We start from the raw sequence: 17,531 nt of genomic DNA, 5'->3' as shown, positions 1-17,531 counted from the left end.
GCGCTCAGGGAAGCACGGGCTGCTGCACGGCCTCGCAATTCACCCGGGTCGTGCGGCCGGCGATGGTCAGGCGGCACTCTCCCGCCGGATGGCTGCTGTAGACGGCCGGAGTCTGGAAGCGGTTCCATTGATGGATCTGCTCGACGTCGGGAATCGAGCCCGCCACGCCGGCGACCGCGGTCTGCGACCCCACCACCCATCCCTGCGTGAAGAGGTTGCCGACCACGGTGATCGGCCCCTCCTTGGGCACGCCCCGGATCAGGACGCTGGATCGGTTCGAGGTGCCGAAGCGGCCGAAGTCGAAGACATTGCCGGTGATCTCGACGGATTGCCCGCCAGCGCCGGTCGACCCGGCGTGCATGTCGAACTGGTGATACGCGCCCCTGCCGCCGCCGTTGAGGACCAGGTTGTCCCGGGCCTGGTAGCGCTCGCCGGGCTCTCCGCTGCCGGCAATCGCGTGACGATTGGCGTTGAAGACGTTGCAGTGGATGTCCGCCTGGGCATGGCCGTTCTGGACCACGACGCCATAACCCAGCTGGGAGCGAAGGTTGTCGTGGATGTGGTTGTGGTGAATCCGGTTGTCGACGGATTGCTTGACGCTGACCGCCGCCCAGGGCCAGTGGTAGAGCTCGTTGTTGTCGATCTCGACGCCTTGCGTGCCGGGAAGCAGCTGGATGCCGATGGTGCTGTTGGTGGAGGTGACCTCGCCCGACGGCCCTTCGATGCGCAGGCCGGAGATGCGCGCGCCGCTTTCAACCACGATGACGGGATAGTTGCGCGCGGCGGCATCGACCCATCGGGTGCGCAGCAGTCCGCCGGGGCGGCCCTCGAGGCCGCGGTCGCCGAAGAGCGTCTGCCCGGCGCGCAGCCACAGGGCGGAGGATTGATTGGGCAGCTCGATGGTCGCGTCGCTCGGCACATGGATGTGGCGGGCACCGCTGTCGACGGCGGCCTTGAGCGATGCGAAGTCGCGGGCCGCCACATGTCCCGGCATCTGTTCGGCGCGAAGCGCGGCGCTGTAGCCGCGCCCGCCGCCGAGCACATCGCAGTTCTGGGCCAGCGAGAGGCCGTGGACCAGCCCCAGTGCGAGCAGCACGGAAGCCGATGCGGCGCAGCGCCGGATCGTGGGACGGGAAAGAAGCTTGAATGTGGAGCGCATGGTTCGCTTTCTGCACTTGAAGGGGAGCGCAGTGTGCGAACCGACCTCACTTCCGTCAGTCGCTTCAAACCATCTTCAAAGTCGGCCGACCGACCTCTTTGAGTTGGTCTATTCCCTATAGCGAAAGAGCCTCGGTCAGCGCTGTGCGGCGGCGCGCTCGGCCGATTCGATGGTGTTGACCAGCAGCATCGTGATCGTCATCGGGCCGACGCCGCCCGGCACCGGCGTGATCCAGCCGGCGACTTCCTTGACGCCGTCGAAGTCCACGTCGCCGCAGAGCTTGCCTTCCTCGGTGCGGTTCATGCCCACGTCCAGGACCGCCGCGCCCGGCTTGACCATGTCCGCGGTCAGCACGTTCCGCTTGCCCACCGCCGCCACGACGATGTCGGCCTGGCGGGTGAAGTGCGCCAGGTCCGGCGTCGCGCTGTGGCACACCGTCACCGTCGCGTTGGCCTGCAGCAGCAGCATCGCCATCGGCTTGCCGACGATGTTGCTGCGGCCGATCACGACCGCATGCTTGCCCTTCGGGTCATAGCCGATGAACTCCAGCATCTTCATGCAGCCGTAGGGCGTGCAGGGCTTGAAGCCGTCCTGGCCCACCATCAGCGCGCCGGCGCTGGCGACGTGGAAGCCGTCGACGTCCTTCTCCGGCGCGATCGCCTCGATCACCTTGTGCGCGTCGATGCCCTTGGGCAGCGGCAGCTGCACCAGGATGCCGTGGATGGCCGGATCGTTGTTCAGCGCATCGACCCGCGCCAGCAGCTCCGCCTCGGTCATCGTGTCGGCGTACTTCTCCAGCACCGAATGCATGCCGGCGTCCTCGCAGGCCTTGACCTTGTTGCGCACGTAGACCTGGCTCGCGGGGTTCTCGCCGACCAGCACCACCGCCAGGCCGGGCTTGAGGCCCTTGGCGGTCAGCGCGGCGGCGCGCGTCGCCACCTCGGCGCGCAGTTGCTTGGACAGCGCGTTGCCGTCGATCAGTTGAGCAGTCATGGTCGGTACTCCGGAATCAGAAAAGCGCAAGGGCAGAGGATCGCTCTGCCCGGGGAATGCAAAAGGCCGCTTCGCAGCGGCCTTCGGATGGGACGTCGGATCAGCCCGCCTTGGCGGCCGCCGTGTTCGCGCCGAGCGCGATCTTCAGCAGATCGGCCACGGTGTTGGCGTTGAGCTTCTCCATGATGTTGGCGCGGTGCGCCTCCACCGTCTTGATGCTGATGCCCAGGTCGTCGGCGATCTGCTTGTTCAGGCGACCGGCGACGATGCGCTCCAGCACCTGCGCCTCGCGCGTCGTCAGGCGCGACAGCAGGGCGTCGCGGCTGGCCGCTTCCTGCTGCGTCGCGAAGGCGCCGCGCGCCTGGTCCAGCATGCGCTCCACCAGCGACAGCAGCTCTTCTTCCTTGAACGGCTTCTCGATGAAGTCGACCGCGCCCTTCTTCATCGTCTGCACCGCCATCGGCACGTCGCCGTGGCCGGTGATGAACACGATGGGCAGCGGGCTCTTGCGCTCGATCAGCTTGTCCTGCAGCTCCAGGCCGCTCATGCCTTCCATGCGGATGTCGGCGATCAGGCAGGCCACTTCGCGCGGGTCGTAGCGGCTCAGGAAGCTCTCGGCGGAGTCGTAGCACTTGACCCGGTAGTCCTTGCCTTCCAGCAGCCACTGCAAGGAATCTCGCACGGCCTCGTCATCGTCGACGACGTAGACATTACCCTTCTTCGGAATCAAGCTCATGGTGTTGCTGCGGTGTTGTGAGCAGTGCCCGTCCCCGGGTCGCCGCTCTTGTCGAGCGGAGCCAGCTGGGGCTCCGGACGCGGAATGTCCACGGGGATCGTGAACGCGAACCGGCACCCGACGATGGACGGGCCATTGTAGAGGTTCTCGGCGCGGATCCGACCCTGGTGGGACTCGATGATGGACCGGCATAACCCTAGGCCGATGCCCAATCCATCGGCCTTCGTGGAGAAGAAGGCCTCGTACATGCGCTCGATGACCTCGACCGGCAGGCCCGGTCCCATGTCGGTCACCGAGAACTCGATGTTGGCGCCGAGCTCGGCGGTGTGCTTGGGCACGACGCGCAGCTCGATGTGGCGGCGCGAGGGCGGCAGCGCCGCGTTGTCGATGGCCTCGGCGGCGTTCTTGAGCAGGTTCAGCAGCACCTGTTCGATCAGGATGGGATCGACCCGCATCACCGGCAGCCGCTGCGCGACGTAGGTGTGGATCTGCACGTTGCGCCGGCGCAGCTCGATGCCGGCGAGCTCGACCGCGTCCTCGACGATCGAGGCCGCGAAGGCCGGCTGGCGCTGCGGCTCGCTCTTCTTCACGAAGGCGCGGATGCGATGGATGATCTGGCCCGCGCGCTGCGCCTGCTTGGCGGTCTTCTCCAGCGCGACGATCAGGTCGTCCTTCTGGATGTTGTCGTTGCGCACCCGCGAGACCATGCCGTTGCAGTAGTTGGTGATCGCGGTCAGCGGCTGGTTGAGCTCGTGCGCGACGCTCGAGGCCATCTCGCCCATCGTGATCAGGCGGCTGGTGACCTGCGCCTTCTCGGCCTGCTGCTGCTGCTGGGCCTCGGCATGGCGGCGCGCGGTGATGTCGGTGGCGATCAGCATCTGCGCCAGGCGGCCGTCGGTCCACTGCAGGTAGCGGGCGCGGACATCGAACCACATGTCGAGCTGCGCGATGAAGACCTCGCGCGAATCACCGCCGACCTCGGTCAGGTGCTGCGCCGGCAGGCCGCCGTAGTCGTCGACGTCCTCGTCGGTCTCGAAGTTCGCTTCCTTGGTGCTGGTCGCGCCGGCCAGCTGCGAGCCCGCGAGCATCGCGTGCCCCTTGGGATCGGCCCCGAACCAGAGCCGGTAGCTGCGGTTGGCGAAGAGCAGCTCGCCCTGCTGCACCGACAGCACCGACACCGCCGCGTCCAGGCCTTCCAGCACCGTGGTGAAGCGCTCGTGCGACGCGGACAGCTGGTCGCGCACCCGCTTGGCCTCGGTGATGTTGGTCATCGAGGTCATCCAGCCGTTCTGCTTGCCCTTGGGGTCGATCAGCGGCGAGACATACATGCGGGCGTCGAAGATGCTGCCGTCCTTGCGCATCACCTTGACCTCGGAGCCGCCGGCGGGGCTGCGGCCCTGCATCTCCTGCTGCAGCAGGCGCAGGTTCTCCTCGTAGCGGTCGGGCGGCCAGTAGGGGAAGGGCGGCTTGCGGCCGATCAGCTCCGACTCGGCGAAGCCGGTCATCGCGCAGAAGGCCGGGTTGACGTAGCTGATGCGCGTCTCCAGGTCCATGGCGCGCATGCCAGTCAGCATGGAGTTCTCCATCGCGCGCCGGAAGTTGGTCTCGGCGGCGAGCGCGTTCTGCACCTGCGCGCGCCGGCGCATGTGCTTCCAGGTGCCCAGCAGCATCCAGACGGTCAGCACCGACAGCGCCATCACCATCCAGAACAGCGTGTTGGAGATCAGCCCGATCGAGGTCCGGTAGCCCTGGCCGCGCAGCACCAGCCCGGGGGCCGGCGCCATCGGCACCTCGTAATAGATCGGCGCGCGCGTGATGCGCCTGCCCGGCATCGGCGTCACCGTGCTGGCGACCACCTGCTCGCGCGGGTCGAGCACCGCCACCGCGTGACGCGAAGTCAGCTCGTTGGGCACCGAATAGCGCAGCAGGCCCTCCACCGCGTACTCGGCGATCAGCACGCCGGCGAAACCGGCGCGGTCGCTCAGCGGCAGCTGCAGCTGGAAGACGGTGGTGTTGTTGGCGTCGGCGAAGGAGGCCGAATACACCCGGGTGCGCCGGTCGCGGGCGCCCTGGAAGGCGCGCTCGGGCTCGCTGTTGGCATGGCCGTTGGGCATCGACGGGTCGCTGCCGTCCAGCGTCATCAGCGAGTCGGCCTGCTCGCCGATCGCCGCCACGCTGACGCGACGCTCGCGGCGCGCGTTCAGCCAGGTGATGTGGGTGATCTCGGGGCGGTTGCGGGCGATCGCCATCGCGCGCTGCGTGAACTCGAGGTTGTCGATCGCGCGGTTGGCCAGGTCGCGCTGCAGCGGGATCAGGAAGTCCTCGTTCTCGATCAGGCGCGAGCGGATCTGCTGCTGCGCCATCTCGGTGTCGCGCTTGACGGCCTCGGCCTCGCGCTCGATCTCCTCGTTGCGCAGGTACCAGAAGGCCGAGACGATCGCCGCCAGGAACAGCACCACCGACAGCAGCGGGCCCAGCGTCGCGAAGCGGTCCTGCCGCGACGGCGACTGCCGCCGCCACCACGCCGAGACCAGGCGTTTGAGAGGGTTCAGGGCACGGCGCGCAAAGCCTTGGACATCGAGGCGGGACAACATGGGCGCGATTATCCCGGCGCCTTTGGTGCGACCCGGCTCCCGCGGCCCCGGGCATTCCCGATCCGGGCATTCCCGGATCGCATCGTGAAAGACATCCATCACGAAATCCCGCTGAAAACGCCTTGGAAATTTCACGATACGGAAACGCATCGCGCTATTTGGAAAATCCACGGCTTATGCGACACTCCGCCGCCATAGCCCTTCTGGAGGGTGCCGACGCATGCGTGTTTCCTCAAGCTCGGGCAGGATTGCCTGTTCGGAACGGACACCGCGCCGCGCGACCCGCCCGTCCGAAGGCCGTGATTGAGACACAGGAGACAACACATGTCCGCGCAGCCCCAGTCGTTCCTCGGCGCAGCCGCCAATGACACCGACGCTCTCGAAACCAAGGAATGGCTGGACGCGCTGTCCGCCGTCATCGGCGAGGAGGGCGGCGAGCGCGCGCACTTCCTGCTCGAGACCTTGATCGACCACGCGCGCCAGGCCGGCATCGACGTGCCGTTCTCGGCCACCACCGCCTACGTCAACACCATCCCGGCCGACCGGGAAGAGCGCTTCCCCGGCAACATCGACATGGAAGAGCGCCTGCGCGCCTTCATGCGCTGGAACGCGATGGCGATGGTGGTGCGCGCCAACCGCCTGCATCCGGAAGACGGCGGCGACCTGGGTGGCCACATCTCCAGCTTCGCCTCGCTGGCGACGATGCTGGGTTGCGGGTTCAACCACTTCTGGCATGGCGACGATGGCGTGCACGGCGGCGACCTGCTCTACATCCAGGGCCACAGCGCGCCCGGCATCTATGCCCGCGCCTTCCTGGAAGGCCGCATCACCGAGGAACAGCTGGACAACTTCCGCCAGGAAGTCGACGGCAAGGGCCTGTCGAGCTACCCGCACCCGAAGCTGATGCCCGAGTTCTGGCAGTTCCCGACGGTGTCCATGGGCCTGGGCCCGCTGATGGCGATCTACCAGGCGCGCTTCCTGAAGTACCTGCATGCGCGCGGCATCGCCGACACCTCCAAGCGCAAGGTCTGGGTCTTCCTGGGCGACGGCGAGATGGACGAGCCGGAAAGCCTGGGCGCGATCGGCCTGGCCGCGCGCGAGAAGCTCGACAACCTGATCTTCGTCGTCAACTGCAACCTGCAGCGCCTGGACGGCCCGGTGCGCGGCAACGGCAAGATCATCCAGGAGCTCGAGGGCGAGTTCCGCGGCGCCGGCTGGAACGTCATCAAGCTGATCTGGGGCTCCTACTGGGATCCGCTGCTGGCGCGCGACAAGCAGGAGCTGCTGCGCAAGGTCATGCTGGAGACGCTGGACGGCGACTACCAGGCCTACAAGGCCAATGACGGCGCGTTCGTGCGCAAGCATTTCTTCGGCAAGCATCCGGAGCTGCTGAAGATGGTCGAGAACATGTCCGACGAGGACATCTGGCGCCTGAACCGCGGCGGCCACGACCCGCAGAAGGTCTACGCGGCCTACCACAAGGCGGTCAACACCGTCGGCCAGCCCACCGTCATGCTGATCAAGACCGTCAAGGGCTACGGCATGGGCAAGATCGGCGAGGGCAAGAACACCGCGCACCAGACCAAGAAGCTGCAGGACGAGGACATCAAGGCCTTCCGCGACCGCTTCAACATCCCCATCCCGGACAGCGAGCTGGCCAAGATCCCGTTCTACAAGCCGGCCGACGACACGCCCGAGATGCAGTACCTGCACGAGCGCCGCAAGTCGCTGGGCGGCTACCTGCCCAAGCGTCGCCCGCAGGCCGATGAAGCGCTGAAGGTGCCCGACCTGGCCACCTTCCAGGCCGTGCTGGACCCGACCGCCGAGGGCCGCGAGATCTCGACCACCCAGGCCTACGTCCGCTTCCTGACCACGCTGCTGCGCGACAAGGAACTGGGCCCGCGCACCGTGCCCATCCTGGTCGACGAGGCCCGTACCTTCGGCATGGAAGGCCTGTTCCGCCAGATCGGCATCTACAACCCCGCGGGTCAGAACTACACGCCGGTCGACAAGGACCAGGTCATGTACTACCGCGAGGACAAGGCCGGCCAGATCCTGCAGGAAGGCATCAACGAGGCCGGCGGCATGGCCAGCTGGATCGCCGCGGCGACGTCGTACTCGACGAACAACCGCGTGATGATCCCGTTCTACGTCTACTACTCGATGTTCGGCTTCCAGCGCATCGGCGACCTGGCCTGGGCCGCCGGCGACATGCAGGCGCGCGGCTTCCTGCTGGGCGGCACCTCGGGCCGCACGACGCTGAACGGCGAAGGCCTGCAGCACGAGGACGGCCACAGCCACATCCTGGCCGGCACCATCCCGAACTGCATCAGCTACGACCCGACCTTCGCGCACGAGGTGGCGGTGATCCTGCATTCGGGCTTGAAGCGCATGGTCGAGAACCAGGAGAACGTCTACTTCTACCTGACGCTGCTCAACGAGAACTACCCCATGCCTGGCCTGAAGGCCGGCACCGAGGAGCAGATCCTCAAGGGCATGTACCTGCTGGAGGAGGCCGCCGCCCAACCGCTGACGGTGAACCTGCTGGGCTCGGGCACCATCCTGCGCGAAAGCCAGGCCGCCAAGAAGCTGCTCGAGGCCGACTGGGGCGTGGGCGCGAATGTCTGGTCCTGCCCCAGCTTCAACGAGCTGGCCCGCGATGGCCAGAACGCCGAGCGCTGGAACCTGCTGCACCCGACCGAGCTGGCCTGCGTGCCGTTCGTGACGCAGCAGCTGAGCAAGGTGCAGGGGCCGGTGATCGCGTCGACCGACTACATGAAGAACTACGCGGAGCAGATCCGCGCCTTCATCCCGGCGGGCCGCTCGTACAAGGTGCTGGGGACCGACGGTTTCGGCCGTAGCGATTTCCGCTCCAAGCTGCGCGAGCACTTCGAGATCAACCGCCATTACATCGTCGTGGCCGCGCTGAAGAGCCTGGCTGACGAAGGCAAGATCCCGCAGGCCAAGGTCGCCGAAGCCATCAAGAAGTACGGCATCAACGTCGACAAAATCAACCCCCTGTACGCGTAAGCGGGCGGCTTGGAGACACGAGTTATGGCATTGGTGGAAGTCAAGGTTCCCGACATCGGGGACTTCAAGGACGTCGCGATCATCGAGCTGCTGGTCAAGCCCGGCGACACGGTGAAGGCTGAGCAGAGCCTGGTCACCGTCGAGTCCGACAAGGCCTCGATGGAGATCCCGTCCTCGGCGGCGGGCGTCGTCAAGGAAGTGAAGGTCAAGCTCGGCGACAAGCTGAACGAAGGCGACCTGATCGTCGTGCTGGAAAGCGACGCCGCCGCAGCCCCCGCGCCGGCCGCTGCCGTGCCGGCTTCTGCGCCGGCTCCCGCGGCCGCCGCTGCGGCGCCGCAGGCCGCGCCCGCTCCGGCCCCCGCGGCTGCGGCGGCCCCGGCCGCATCGGCCGGTCCGGTCGACATCGTCGTGCCGGACATCGGCGACTTCGACGAGGTCGCGGTGATCGAGGTGCTGGTCAAGGTCGGCGACACGGTGAAGACCGAGCAGAGCCTGATCACCGTCGAATCCGACAAGGCCTCGATGGAGATCCCGTCGTCGCACGGCGGCGTGATCAAGCAGCTGCTGGTCAAGCTGGGCGACAAGGTGTCCAAGGGCACGAAGATCGCCGTGATCGAGGCCACCGGTGGCGCTGCCTCGCCGGCACCCGCCGCTGCCGTGCCCGCCCCGGCGCAGGCTGCCGCGGCACCGGCTCCGGCCACCGCGAGCGCCCCGGCCCCCGCGACGGTGGAGCGCCAGGTCCCGACCGCCGCGCTGCCCCCGCATGAGCCGACCAAGCCCACCGGCAAGCTGCCGCACGCCTCGCCGAGCATCCGCAAGCTCGCGCGCGAACTGGGCGTGCCGCTCGAGGAAGTGAAGGGCTCCGGCGCCAAGGGCCGCATCACCGAGTCCGACATCCAGTCCTTCGTGAAGGCCGTGATGGCCGGCACCGCGCAGACCTCGGCGCAGAAGGCGTCCGCCCCGGCGGGTGGTGCCGCCGGTGGTGGCGCCTTCCCGGGCCTGCTGCCCTGGCCCAAGGTCGACTTCGAGAAGTTCGGCCCGGTCGAGCGCAAGGACCTGTCGCGGATCAAGAAGATCAGCGGCGCCAACCTGCATCGCAACTGGGTCACGATCCCGCACGTCACCAACCACGACGACGCGGACATCACCGAGCTGGAAGCCTTCCGCGTCCAGCTGAACAAGGAGAACGAGAAGTCCGGCATCAAGGTGACGATGTTGGCCTTCATGATCAAGGCGACCGTCGCGGCGCTGAAGAAGTTCCCCGAGTTCAACGCCTCGCTGGATGGCGACACGCTGGTCCTGAAGAACTACTTCCACATCGGCTTCGCGGCCGACACGCCCAACGGGCTGGTCGTGCCGGTGATCCGTGATTGCGACAAGAAGGGCATCTTCCAGATCAGCCAGGAGATGTCGGAGCTGGCCAAGAAGGCCCGCGACGGCAAGCTCGGCCCGGCCGACATGACCGGTGGCTGCTTCTCGATCTCGTCGCTGGGCGGCATCGGCGGCACCTACTTCACGCCGATCATCAACGCGCCTGAAGTCGCGATCATGGGCGTGTGCAAGTCGCAGACGCGTCCGGTGTGGGACGGCAAGCAGTTCGCGCCGCGCCTGATCCTGCCGCTGTCGCTGAGCTGGGACCACCGCGTCATCGACGGCGCGGCGGCCGCACGCTTCAACGTGTACTTCGCCTCGCTGCTGGCCGACTTCCGTCGGATCGCGTTGTGATGCACCCGGGGGCGGGGTACCGCCCCCACCCGCCGGGCGGGTGCCCAGCCGCCTTGGGGCGGCCCGGCGCCGGCTGGGGGCGCTAAGAAACTGATTGCGAGACACACCATATGGCACAAGTTGAAGTCAAGGTTCCCGACATCGGGGACTTCAAGGACGTCGCGATCATCGAAGTCCTGGTCAAGGTCGGCGACACGATCAAGCAGGAGCAGAGCCTGGTGACCGTCGAGTCCGACAAGGCCTCGATGGAAATCCCGTCCTCGACGGCCGGCGTGGTCAAGGAGCTCAAGGTCAAGCTGGGCGACAAGATCAACCAGGGCGACCTGATCGTCGTGCTGGAGAGCGATGCGGCGACAGCGCCCGCGCCGTCGGCTCCCGCGCCGGCTCCGGCCGCGGCGGCTCCCGCAGCGGCGCCCGCTCCGGCGGCCGCACCTGCGGCGCCAGCCCCGCAGGCCGCCACCTACACCGGCCCCGCCGAAGGCGAATACGACGTGATCGTGCTCGGCGGCGGTCCCGGCGGCTACTCGGCGGCGTTCCGCGCGGCCGACCTGGGCCTGAAGGTCGCGCTGGTCGAGCGCTACGCGACGCTGGGCGGCGTTTGCCTGAACGTCGGCTGCATCCCGTCCAAGGCGCTGCTGCACGTCGCGGCGGTGATGGACGAGGTCAAGCACTTCGCCGATCTGGGCGTCGAGTTCGGCGAGCCCAAGGTCGAGCTCCCCAAGCTGCTCACGCACAAGAAGAAGGTCATCGGCAAACTGACCGGCGGCCTGGCCATGATGGCCAAGATGCGCAAGGTCACGGTCGTGCGCGGCTACGGCTCGCTGCTGGACGCCAACCACCTGTCGGTCGAGGAGACCGGCGGCGAGGGCCAGGAGCGCACCGGCAAGACCCAGACGCTGAAGTTCAAGAAGATCATCCTGGCCGCGGGCTCGCAGGCGGTGCGCCTGCCCTTCATGCCCAAGGACCCGCGCGTGATCGACTCGACCGGCGCGCTGGAGCTGACCAGCAAGCCCAGGCGCATGCTGATCGTCGGTGGCGGCATCATCGGCCTGGAGATGGGCACGGTGTACTCGACGCTGGGCGCGCGCCTGGACGTCGTGGAGATGCTGCCCACGCTGATGACCGGCGCGGACCGCGACCTGGTCAAGGTCTGGCAGAAGATGAACGCGCCGCGCTTCGACAACATCATGTTGAACACGAAGACGGTCGCGGCCGAAGCCACGCCCGAAGGCATCAAGGTGACGTTCGAAGGCGAGGGAGCCCCGAAGGAACCGCAGGTCTACGACCTGGTGCTGCAGGCGGTGGGCCGCACGCCCAACGGCAGGAAGATCGGCGCGGACAAGGCCGGCGTCGTGGTCACCGACCGCGGCTTCATCCCGGTCGACGTGCAGATGCGCACCAACGTGCCCAATGTCTTCGCGATCGGCGACATCGTCGGCCAGCCGATGCTGGCGCACAAGGCGGTGCACGAGGGCCACGTGGCGGCGGAAGTCATCGCCGGCGAGCTGCTCGGCGACGACGCGCTGGCCAAGTCGCGCTTCGACGCGCGCGTGATCCCCAGCGTCGCCTACACCGATCCGGAAGTGGCCTGGGTCGGCGTGACCGAGGACGAGGCCAAGGCGCGCGGCATCAAGGTCAAGAAGGGCCTGCTGCCGTGGACCGCCTCGGGCCGCGCGATCGCCAACGGGCGCGACGAGGGCTTCACCAAGCTGCTGTTCGACGAGGAGACCCACCGCATCATCGGCGGCGGCATCGTCGGCACGCATGCGGGCGACATGATCGGCGAGATCGCGCTGGCGATCGAGATGGGCGCGGACGCGGTCGACATCGGCAAGACCATCCACCCGCACCCGACGCTGGGCGAGTCGATCGGCCTGGCCGCGGAAGTCGCGCACGGCTCGTGCACCGACGTCCCGCCGCCGCGCAAGTAAGCCTCGGGCAGGAAGCCGACGAGCGGATGCTGGTCCTGGACGCCGCCGCCACCGCGCGGGCCCTGCCGTGGTCCCTTCTGATGGAGGAGATCGCGCTGGTGTGCCGCGAGCATCGCGACGGCCGCCTGACCTGTCCGCCGCGGCAGGTCCTGCCGCTGCGCCAGGACGGCGTGCTGCTGGTGATGCCCTGCCTGAGCGACACGCTGTCGATCACCAAGCTCGTGAGCGTGCATCCGCTCAATGCCTCGCTGGGCCTGCCGACGATCTCGGGCGAGGTCGTCGTGATGGACAGCCGCACCGGTCAGCGCCTGGCGGTGCTGGACGGCCCCGCGCTGACGGCGCGCCGCACCGCCGCGGTCAGCATGCTGGCGCTGCAGCACCTGGCCCGCGAGGCGCCGCGGCGCGCGCTGGTCGTCGGCGGCGGGGTGCAGGCGCGGGCCCATGTGGAAGCGCTGCAGGCGCTGCATCCGCAGGCCACCATCCATGTCCAGGGCCATCAGGCGGAGCCGGGCTTCGTCGAGGAACTCGGCGTCGAGCCCCTGCCGGCCGAGTCTCAGGCGCGCCACGCCTGGGACCTGATCGTCTGCGCCACGACCAGCCGCGTGCCGGTGCTGCGGCCCGGCGTCGGCGAGGGGGCGGTGGTGATCGGCGTCGGCGCGTTCCGCGACGACATGGTCGAGTTGCCGCCCGAACTGGTCCGCGGCGCGCAGGTCTGGGTCGACGATCCGGTGGGCGCGCAGGCCGAGGCCGGCGACCTGATGGCGGCCGGCCGCTTCGAGCCGCAGGCCTCGATCGAGGACCTGGTGATGGGCCAGCGCCCCGTCGACGACGGCCGCACGCGGCTGTTCAAGAGTGTCGGCTGCGCCCGCTGGGACCTGGCCGCGGCGCGCGTCGCGGTGCGTGGCTGAAGCGCCCCGGGCGCCCCGGGTGACGCCCGCGTGAGGTCCTCAGGCCTCGTCCAGCCTCGGACGCAGCGCCTCGTCCCACTGCTCGAGCTCATCCTCCGACAGGTGCAGCCAAGCCATCGCCGCCGCGCGGTTGGCGGCCCAGTCGACGTCCTCGTCCAGGCCTTCGTGCCGGCGCATCAGGTGCTCGGCGATCAGGCCGGCGGCGATCAGCGTGCGGACCTCGGGCTCGACGCCTTCATCCCGCAGCGCGTCGAAGTCGTGGTGCAGCCGGATCGCCGTCATCAGCTCCGGCGCCAGGTGCCACACCTTGATCACCAGCGCGCCCACGACCGCGTGGTCGGTGCGGTGATTGACGTTCTCGGTGGCGATGAAGGGCCGGTCGATGCGGGCGGCGGCCTCGACCATGGTGGCGCCGTAGCCGCGCACGCTCTGCAGCAGCACCGGCATGCCGACGTGGCAGAACAGGCCGTAGCCCTGCGCCAGGTCGACCCGCATGCCGGGCAGCTGGCCGGCGATGAAACCCATCGCGATCGACCGTTTGGTGGAGCGCTGCCAGAAGCGCAGCAGGTGCGGGCTGTTGACCGGGATCGCGTGACGGACCAGGAAGGCCTGCATCAGCGCCGCGCTTTCGTCCAGGCCGAGCCGGTACATCGCCTGGCCCACGGTGGTGCAGGGCACGTGGCCTGCCACCAGGTGCAGCGGGCTGTTGGCCACGCGCAGCAGGGTGGCGGACATGGCGACGTCGGCGGCGGCGATGCGCGCCACCTCGTTGAGGTCGGGCTGCGGCTGGTCCATCGCCGCGCGCAGGCGCTGCAGCAGCTCGGGACAGGGGGGAATCTGGATCTGGCGCAGCGGTCCGTTGGCGCGCGCCTGGTCCAGTTCCTGGCGGATGGCATGGGTCTTCATCTGAGCGCCGGATTATCCCGGCCGCTCCCCGGGCGCCGCGTGAAGGCGGTGCGGCAAATTGCCGGTCCCCGGGGGGCGCGTCGCGGTTCGCCCTCGGGCAGGCGTGGAGGCAGATACATTGCAGCGCATGTCACGTTTCGTCACGCGTACGGTGTCCCGTGCTGGCCGGAGAATCCGGCCGGTGCTGTGGGCGCTCGCGTGGACGGCGGGACTGTGGTCGGCGCTGGCCTGGGGCTGGGACCAGGACCGGCTGACCGAATCGGCCGCGAAGCTGTCGCCCCGGACGCAGGCCGCGGTGAAGGCGATGATCCAGATGGCCGACCGCGCGGCCGCGATGCCGGACGAGCGCGACCGGCTGGCCGCGGTCAACGGCTTCTTCAACCAGCGGGTGGCGTTCCGCGACGACATCGAGGTGTGGGGCCAGATCGACTACTGGGCGACGCCGCTGGAGCTGCTGGACAAGGGCGCCGGCGACTGCGAGGACTACGCGATCGCGAAGTACATGAGCCTGCTGGCCGCCGGGGTGCCGCAGTCGCGGCTGCGGATGGTCTACGTGCGGGCGCAGTTCCAGGGGCGGCCCCAGGCGCACATGGTCCTGGCCTACTATGCGCAGCCGGAGGCGGAGCCCCTGATTCTGGACAATATCAATCCGGAGATCCGGCCCGCGTCGTTGCGGCCGGACCTCACGCCGGTGTTCAGCTTCAACGGCGAGGGCTTGTGGAGCGGCGTGGGCGCCACCACCGCGGGCAATCCGCTGGTGCGGCTGTCGCTGTGGCGCGACCTGCTGGCGAAGGCGAAGGCGGAGGGCTTCTGAGGGACCGGCGCGGCGGGTCCCCCGGGAGAGGCCGGAGACGACAAGACGAAGGGCGACGGAGAATTCACGACATGTCCCTGATAAGACAAATCTGGTGCCTGGTCCTGGGCGCGGTGCTGGCGTCCGTGCTGGGCGGCGTGGCGGTGAGCACCTGGTCGCTGCGCGAGTTGCTGCAGACGCAGGCCCAGCTGAAGAACGCCGACAACGCGAATGCGCTGGCGCTGGCGCTGTCGCAGCAGAAGGGCGACGCGGAGCTGATGTCGCTGCTGATCTCGGCGCAGTTCGACGCGGGCGCCTATGAAAGCGTGCGCTGGCGCGATGGCGGCGGGGCGCAGGTGTTCGAGCGGCACCTGGAGACGCCGCAGGTCGCGCATGCGCCGCGCTGGTTCGTGGCCCTGCTGCCGCTGGACGTGGCGCCGGGCGTGGCCAAGGTGTCGGACGGCTGGAAGGCGGTCGGCGAGATCGAGCTGCGCGGCCAGACCGGCTACGTCCACGAGGCGCTGTGGCGCGCGACCTTGAGCACGGCGAGCTGGCTGCTGCTGGTGGGCGTGGTCACGGGCGTGGCGGCGGCGATCGTGCTGTCGCGGCTGCGCCGGCCGCTGGACACGGCGGTGCGCCAGGCCGAGGGCGTGACGCAGGGGCGCTTCGAGACCGTGCTCGAGCCGCGCGTGCCGGAGATGCGCAAGCTGACCAGCGCGATGAACACGATGGTGGTGCGCACCCGGCAGATGTTCGAGGCCCAGGCCGAGCAACTGCGCACGCTGCATCACCAGCTGCTGTGCGACGAGCTGACCGGGCTGTCGCACCGGCGGCAGTTCGTGGCGGAGCTCAATTCCGCGCTCGAGCGCGATGACGGCCCGCTGCGCGCCGGCCTGGTGCTGCTGCGGCTGAAGGACCTGCAGGGCCTGAACCAGCGGCTCGGCCATGGGGCGACGGACCAGGCGCTGGTGGCGATCGCGCAGGCGCTGCGTGTCTATCCGGAGCAGGTGCGCGGTTGCCTGGCCGGCCGGCTCAACGGCTCGGACTTCGCGCTGTGGCTGCCGGCGCCGAACGTGGTCGGTGACACGGCGCAGGCGCTGGCCGATGCACTGCGGGCGGGCCTGCAGAACCTGGGCTCGGGCGTGGGCGTCGCGCTGGGCGCGGTCGAGTTGATGCGCGACCAGCCGATGAGCGCCTGGTTCGCCGCGGCCGATGCGGCGCTGGCCAAGGCCGAGCAGGGCGAGGGCGTCGTGCTGGAGCTGCGCGAGGCGCCGCCGTCGGACGAGGTCGCGCAGGGCGAGCGGGCGTGGCGCGCGCTGATCTCGGACGCGCTGGCGCAGCAGCGCAGCCGGCTGCTGGAGTTCCCGCTGATCGGCCGCGAGCGGCAGGTGCTGCACCTGGAATGTCCGCTGCAGCTCAAGCTCAATCCGGTCGGCGAGTTCGAGCCGGCCGCGCGCTGGCTGCCGCTGGCGCTGCGTCACCGGCTGAGCGCGGAGGCGGACCTGCAGGCACTCGCGCTCGCACTGCAGGCCACGCAGCAGGACCAGCGCGCGCGCTGCGTCAACGTGGCGCCGGCCACGCTCAACGACGGCAGCTTCATCGCGCGGGCGCGCGAACTGGTGCAGGCGGCGCCGGCTTCGGTGCGACGCGCCATCGGCCTGGAACTGGCCGAGCCGGCCGCGGTGCAGCACTTCGAGACGCTGCAGGAACTGGGCCGGCAGCTGCGACCGCTGGGCGTCCAACTGGGCCTGGAACACGCGGGCGCGGGACTGGCTCAAATTGATCGTCTTTTCCAGGCGGGCCTGGACTACGTGAAGCTGGACAGCTCGGTGGTGAGCGGGGTGTCGGCGGACGTGGCGCGCGCAGCCTTCGTGCGCAGCCTGGTGGTCATGCTGCGCAGCCTGTCGCTGAAGGTCTATGCCGAAGGCGTGACCGACGCGCTCGACGCGCAGGCGCTGTGGGATTGCGAACTCGACGGCATCACCGGTCCGTGGGCGTCCGCGCAGGAGATCAAGCCCTGACTGATCCAAGTCGGTGAAGCGCTTGACGGCCGTCAAGCGCTCTTGCCAAGCGATCTGAAGCTCTCAGAATCCGCGCCTTCCTCTTGTCGCTGAAAGAGCAGGTGCAGAATGTCCGCCGTTCTCCAACCCCTTGAGCCGTTCATGCCGCGCGTCGATTTCCACGTCCAGATTGACGAGCAGATCAAGGCCCGCGTCGAGGCGCTCGCGAGCCGCCTGACGATCGACATGGACGAACTCGTCGAGTTCCTCGTCAAGCGCTGGGTCGAGCGCACGGATCCTGACGAGCCTGATGTGACACTCCATGAAGTGCTCATGGAGCGTCAGGAGGACAACAGCATCAAGGCCGCGTTGCGTGGCGATCTCGTTCCAGAGGAAGAGATCGAAGCCGAAGACGCCGCCATGATGGCGGACATCCTGCGCCGGCAAAGGCAGGCGGAGTGAGGGTCCGTTGGTCCCGCGAAGCCCGAACTCAATACAAACATCAACGCCGCTATCTCGCGGAACGCAATCTGGGTGCAGCGGATCAGCTGTTCCTCGACGTCCGTGCCGCAGAGTCGTTGATTGCGCGGAATCCTGAATTCGGCCGCAGCGTTGGCCCCCGCCAGCGGGAATGGGGCATTGGGCGAAGCCGACGGTATGTGCTTCGCTACGTCATCGAGTCCGTGGCGATCCTCGTCACCGGGTTCTGGCACACGGCTCAATTGAGGCCGGTTCTAGATGGTCCGGGCGGATGAT

13 protein-coding genes are annotated in these 17,531 nt (G+C 68.6%); 8 read left to right on the top strand and 5 right to left on the bottom strand.

Annotation, left to right across the window (positions count from 1 at the left end; translation table 11 throughout):
- Nucleotides 1-4: 4 nt before the first annotated feature.
- From ACTJKJ_RS22930 to ACTJKJ_RS22915, 4 genes are all read right to left on the bottom strand, one after another.
- On the bottom strand, nucleotides 5-1,159 hold the full coding sequence (locus ACTJKJ_RS22930) for a right-handed parallel beta-helix repeat-containing protein (RefSeq protein ID WP_440822293.1): 1,155 nt from the start codon (nucleotides 1,157-1,159) through the stop codon (nucleotides 5-7).
- A 135-nt stretch (nucleotides 1,160-1,294) separates the two neighbouring features.
- The gene (gene folD / locus ACTJKJ_RS22925; RefSeq protein ID WP_440822291.1) at nucleotides 1,295-2,152 is read right to left on the bottom strand and encodes a bifunctional methylenetetrahydrofolate dehydrogenase/methenyltetrahydrofolate cyclohydrolase FolD; all 858 of its coding nucleotides are present in this window, start codon (nucleotides 2,150-2,152) and stop codon (nucleotides 1,295-1,297) included.
- Nucleotides 2,153-2,252: 100 nt separating this feature from the next.
- On the bottom strand, nucleotides 2,253-2,888 hold the full coding sequence (locus tag ACTJKJ_RS22920; protein ID WP_091734133.1) for a response regulator transcription factor: 636 nt from the start codon (nucleotides 2,886-2,888) through the stop codon (nucleotides 2,253-2,255).
- Nucleotides 2,885-5,482, bottom strand: a complete 2,598-nt coding sequence (locus tag ACTJKJ_RS22915; RefSeq protein ID WP_440822288.1) for a PAS domain-containing sensor histidine kinase — start codon at nucleotides 5,480-5,482, stop codon at nucleotides 2,885-2,887. The genes ACTJKJ_RS22920 and ACTJKJ_RS22915 overlap by 4 nt, the downstream gene beginning before the upstream one ends.
- 324 nt (nucleotides 5,483-5,806) lie before the next feature.
- On the opposite strand from ACTJKJ_RS22915, the gene aceE reads away from it, so the two are divergent.
- The 4 genes from aceE (at nucleotide 5,807) to ACTJKJ_RS22895 (ending at nucleotide 13,076) form a co-directional block, all read left to right on the top strand.
- Nucleotides 5,807-8,512 carry a pyruvate dehydrogenase (acetyl-transferring), homodimeric type gene (gene aceE / locus ACTJKJ_RS22910; protein ID WP_440822286.1) on the top strand — a complete coding sequence of 902 codons (2,706 nt, stop codon included), beginning with the start codon at nucleotides 5,807-5,809 and terminating at the stop codon, nucleotides 8,510-8,512.
- A gap of 24 nt (nucleotides 8,513-8,536) precedes the next feature.
- Complete coding sequence (aceF, locus tag ACTJKJ_RS22905; protein ID WP_440822284.1) at nucleotides 8,537-10,237, top strand: dihydrolipoyllysine-residue acetyltransferase; 1,701 nt, start codon at nucleotides 8,537-8,539, stop codon at nucleotides 10,235-10,237.
- 110 nt (nucleotides 10,238-10,347) lie between these two features.
- The gene (gene lpdA, locus ACTJKJ_RS22900) at nucleotides 10,348-12,168 is read left to right on the top strand and encodes a dihydrolipoyl dehydrogenase (RefSeq protein ID WP_440822282.1); all 1,821 of its coding nucleotides are present in this window, start codon (nucleotides 10,348-10,350) and stop codon (nucleotides 12,166-12,168) included.
- Complete coding sequence (locus tag ACTJKJ_RS22895) at nucleotides 12,138-13,076, top strand: delta(1)-pyrroline-2-carboxylate reductase family protein (RefSeq protein WP_297384009.1); 939 nt, start codon at nucleotides 12,138-12,140, stop codon at nucleotides 13,074-13,076. Before lpdA ends, ACTJKJ_RS22895 begins: the two co-directional genes overlap by 31 nt.
- 39 nt (nucleotides 13,077-13,115) lie before the next feature.
- Here ACTJKJ_RS22895 and ACTJKJ_RS22890 read toward each other — a convergent pair whose 3' ends face one another.
- Nucleotides 13,116-13,982 (bottom strand): HDOD domain-containing protein, encoded by an 867-nt coding sequence (locus ACTJKJ_RS22890; protein ID WP_183481038.1) that lies wholly within the window; start codon nucleotides 13,980-13,982, stop codon nucleotides 13,116-13,118.
- A gap of 181 nt (nucleotides 13,983-14,163) precedes the next feature.
- Here ACTJKJ_RS22890 and ACTJKJ_RS22885 point away from each other — a divergent pair, with 181 nt between their 5' ends.
- The 4 genes from ACTJKJ_RS22885 (at nucleotide 14,164) to ACTJKJ_RS22870 (ending at nucleotide 17,530) form a co-directional block, all read left to right on the top strand.
- Nucleotides 14,164-14,796, top strand: a complete 633-nt coding sequence (locus ACTJKJ_RS22885) for a transglutaminase-like cysteine peptidase (RefSeq protein ID WP_297384005.1) — start codon at nucleotides 14,164-14,166, stop codon at nucleotides 14,794-14,796.
- Nucleotides 14,797-14,867: 71 nt separating this feature from the next.
- Nucleotides 14,868-16,796 (top strand): EAL domain-containing protein, encoded by a 1,929-nt coding sequence (locus ACTJKJ_RS22880; protein ID WP_091734118.1) that lies wholly within the window; start codon nucleotides 14,868-14,870, stop codon nucleotides 16,794-16,796.
- 108 nt (nucleotides 16,797-16,904) lie between these two features.
- Complete coding sequence (locus ACTJKJ_RS22875; protein ID WP_297384000.1) at nucleotides 16,905-17,237, top strand: hypothetical protein; 333 nt, start codon at nucleotides 16,905-16,907, stop codon at nucleotides 17,235-17,237.
- On the top strand, nucleotides 17,234-17,530 hold the full coding sequence (locus ACTJKJ_RS22870; protein WP_440822278.1) for a type II toxin-antitoxin system RelE/ParE family toxin: 297 nt from the start codon (nucleotides 17,234-17,236) through the stop codon (nucleotides 17,528-17,530). Before ACTJKJ_RS22875 ends, ACTJKJ_RS22870 begins: the two co-directional genes overlap by 4 nt.
- Nucleotide 17,531: the final 1 nt, after the last annotated feature.

Origin of the sequence: Roseateles sp. 22389 (genome assembly GCF_052044995.1) — a bacterium.
Taxonomy (GTDB): Bacteria; Pseudomonadota; Gammaproteobacteria; order Burkholderiales; family Burkholderiaceae_C; genus Roseateles.
This window is presented reverse-complemented; position numbering and strand designations above follow the sequence as displayed.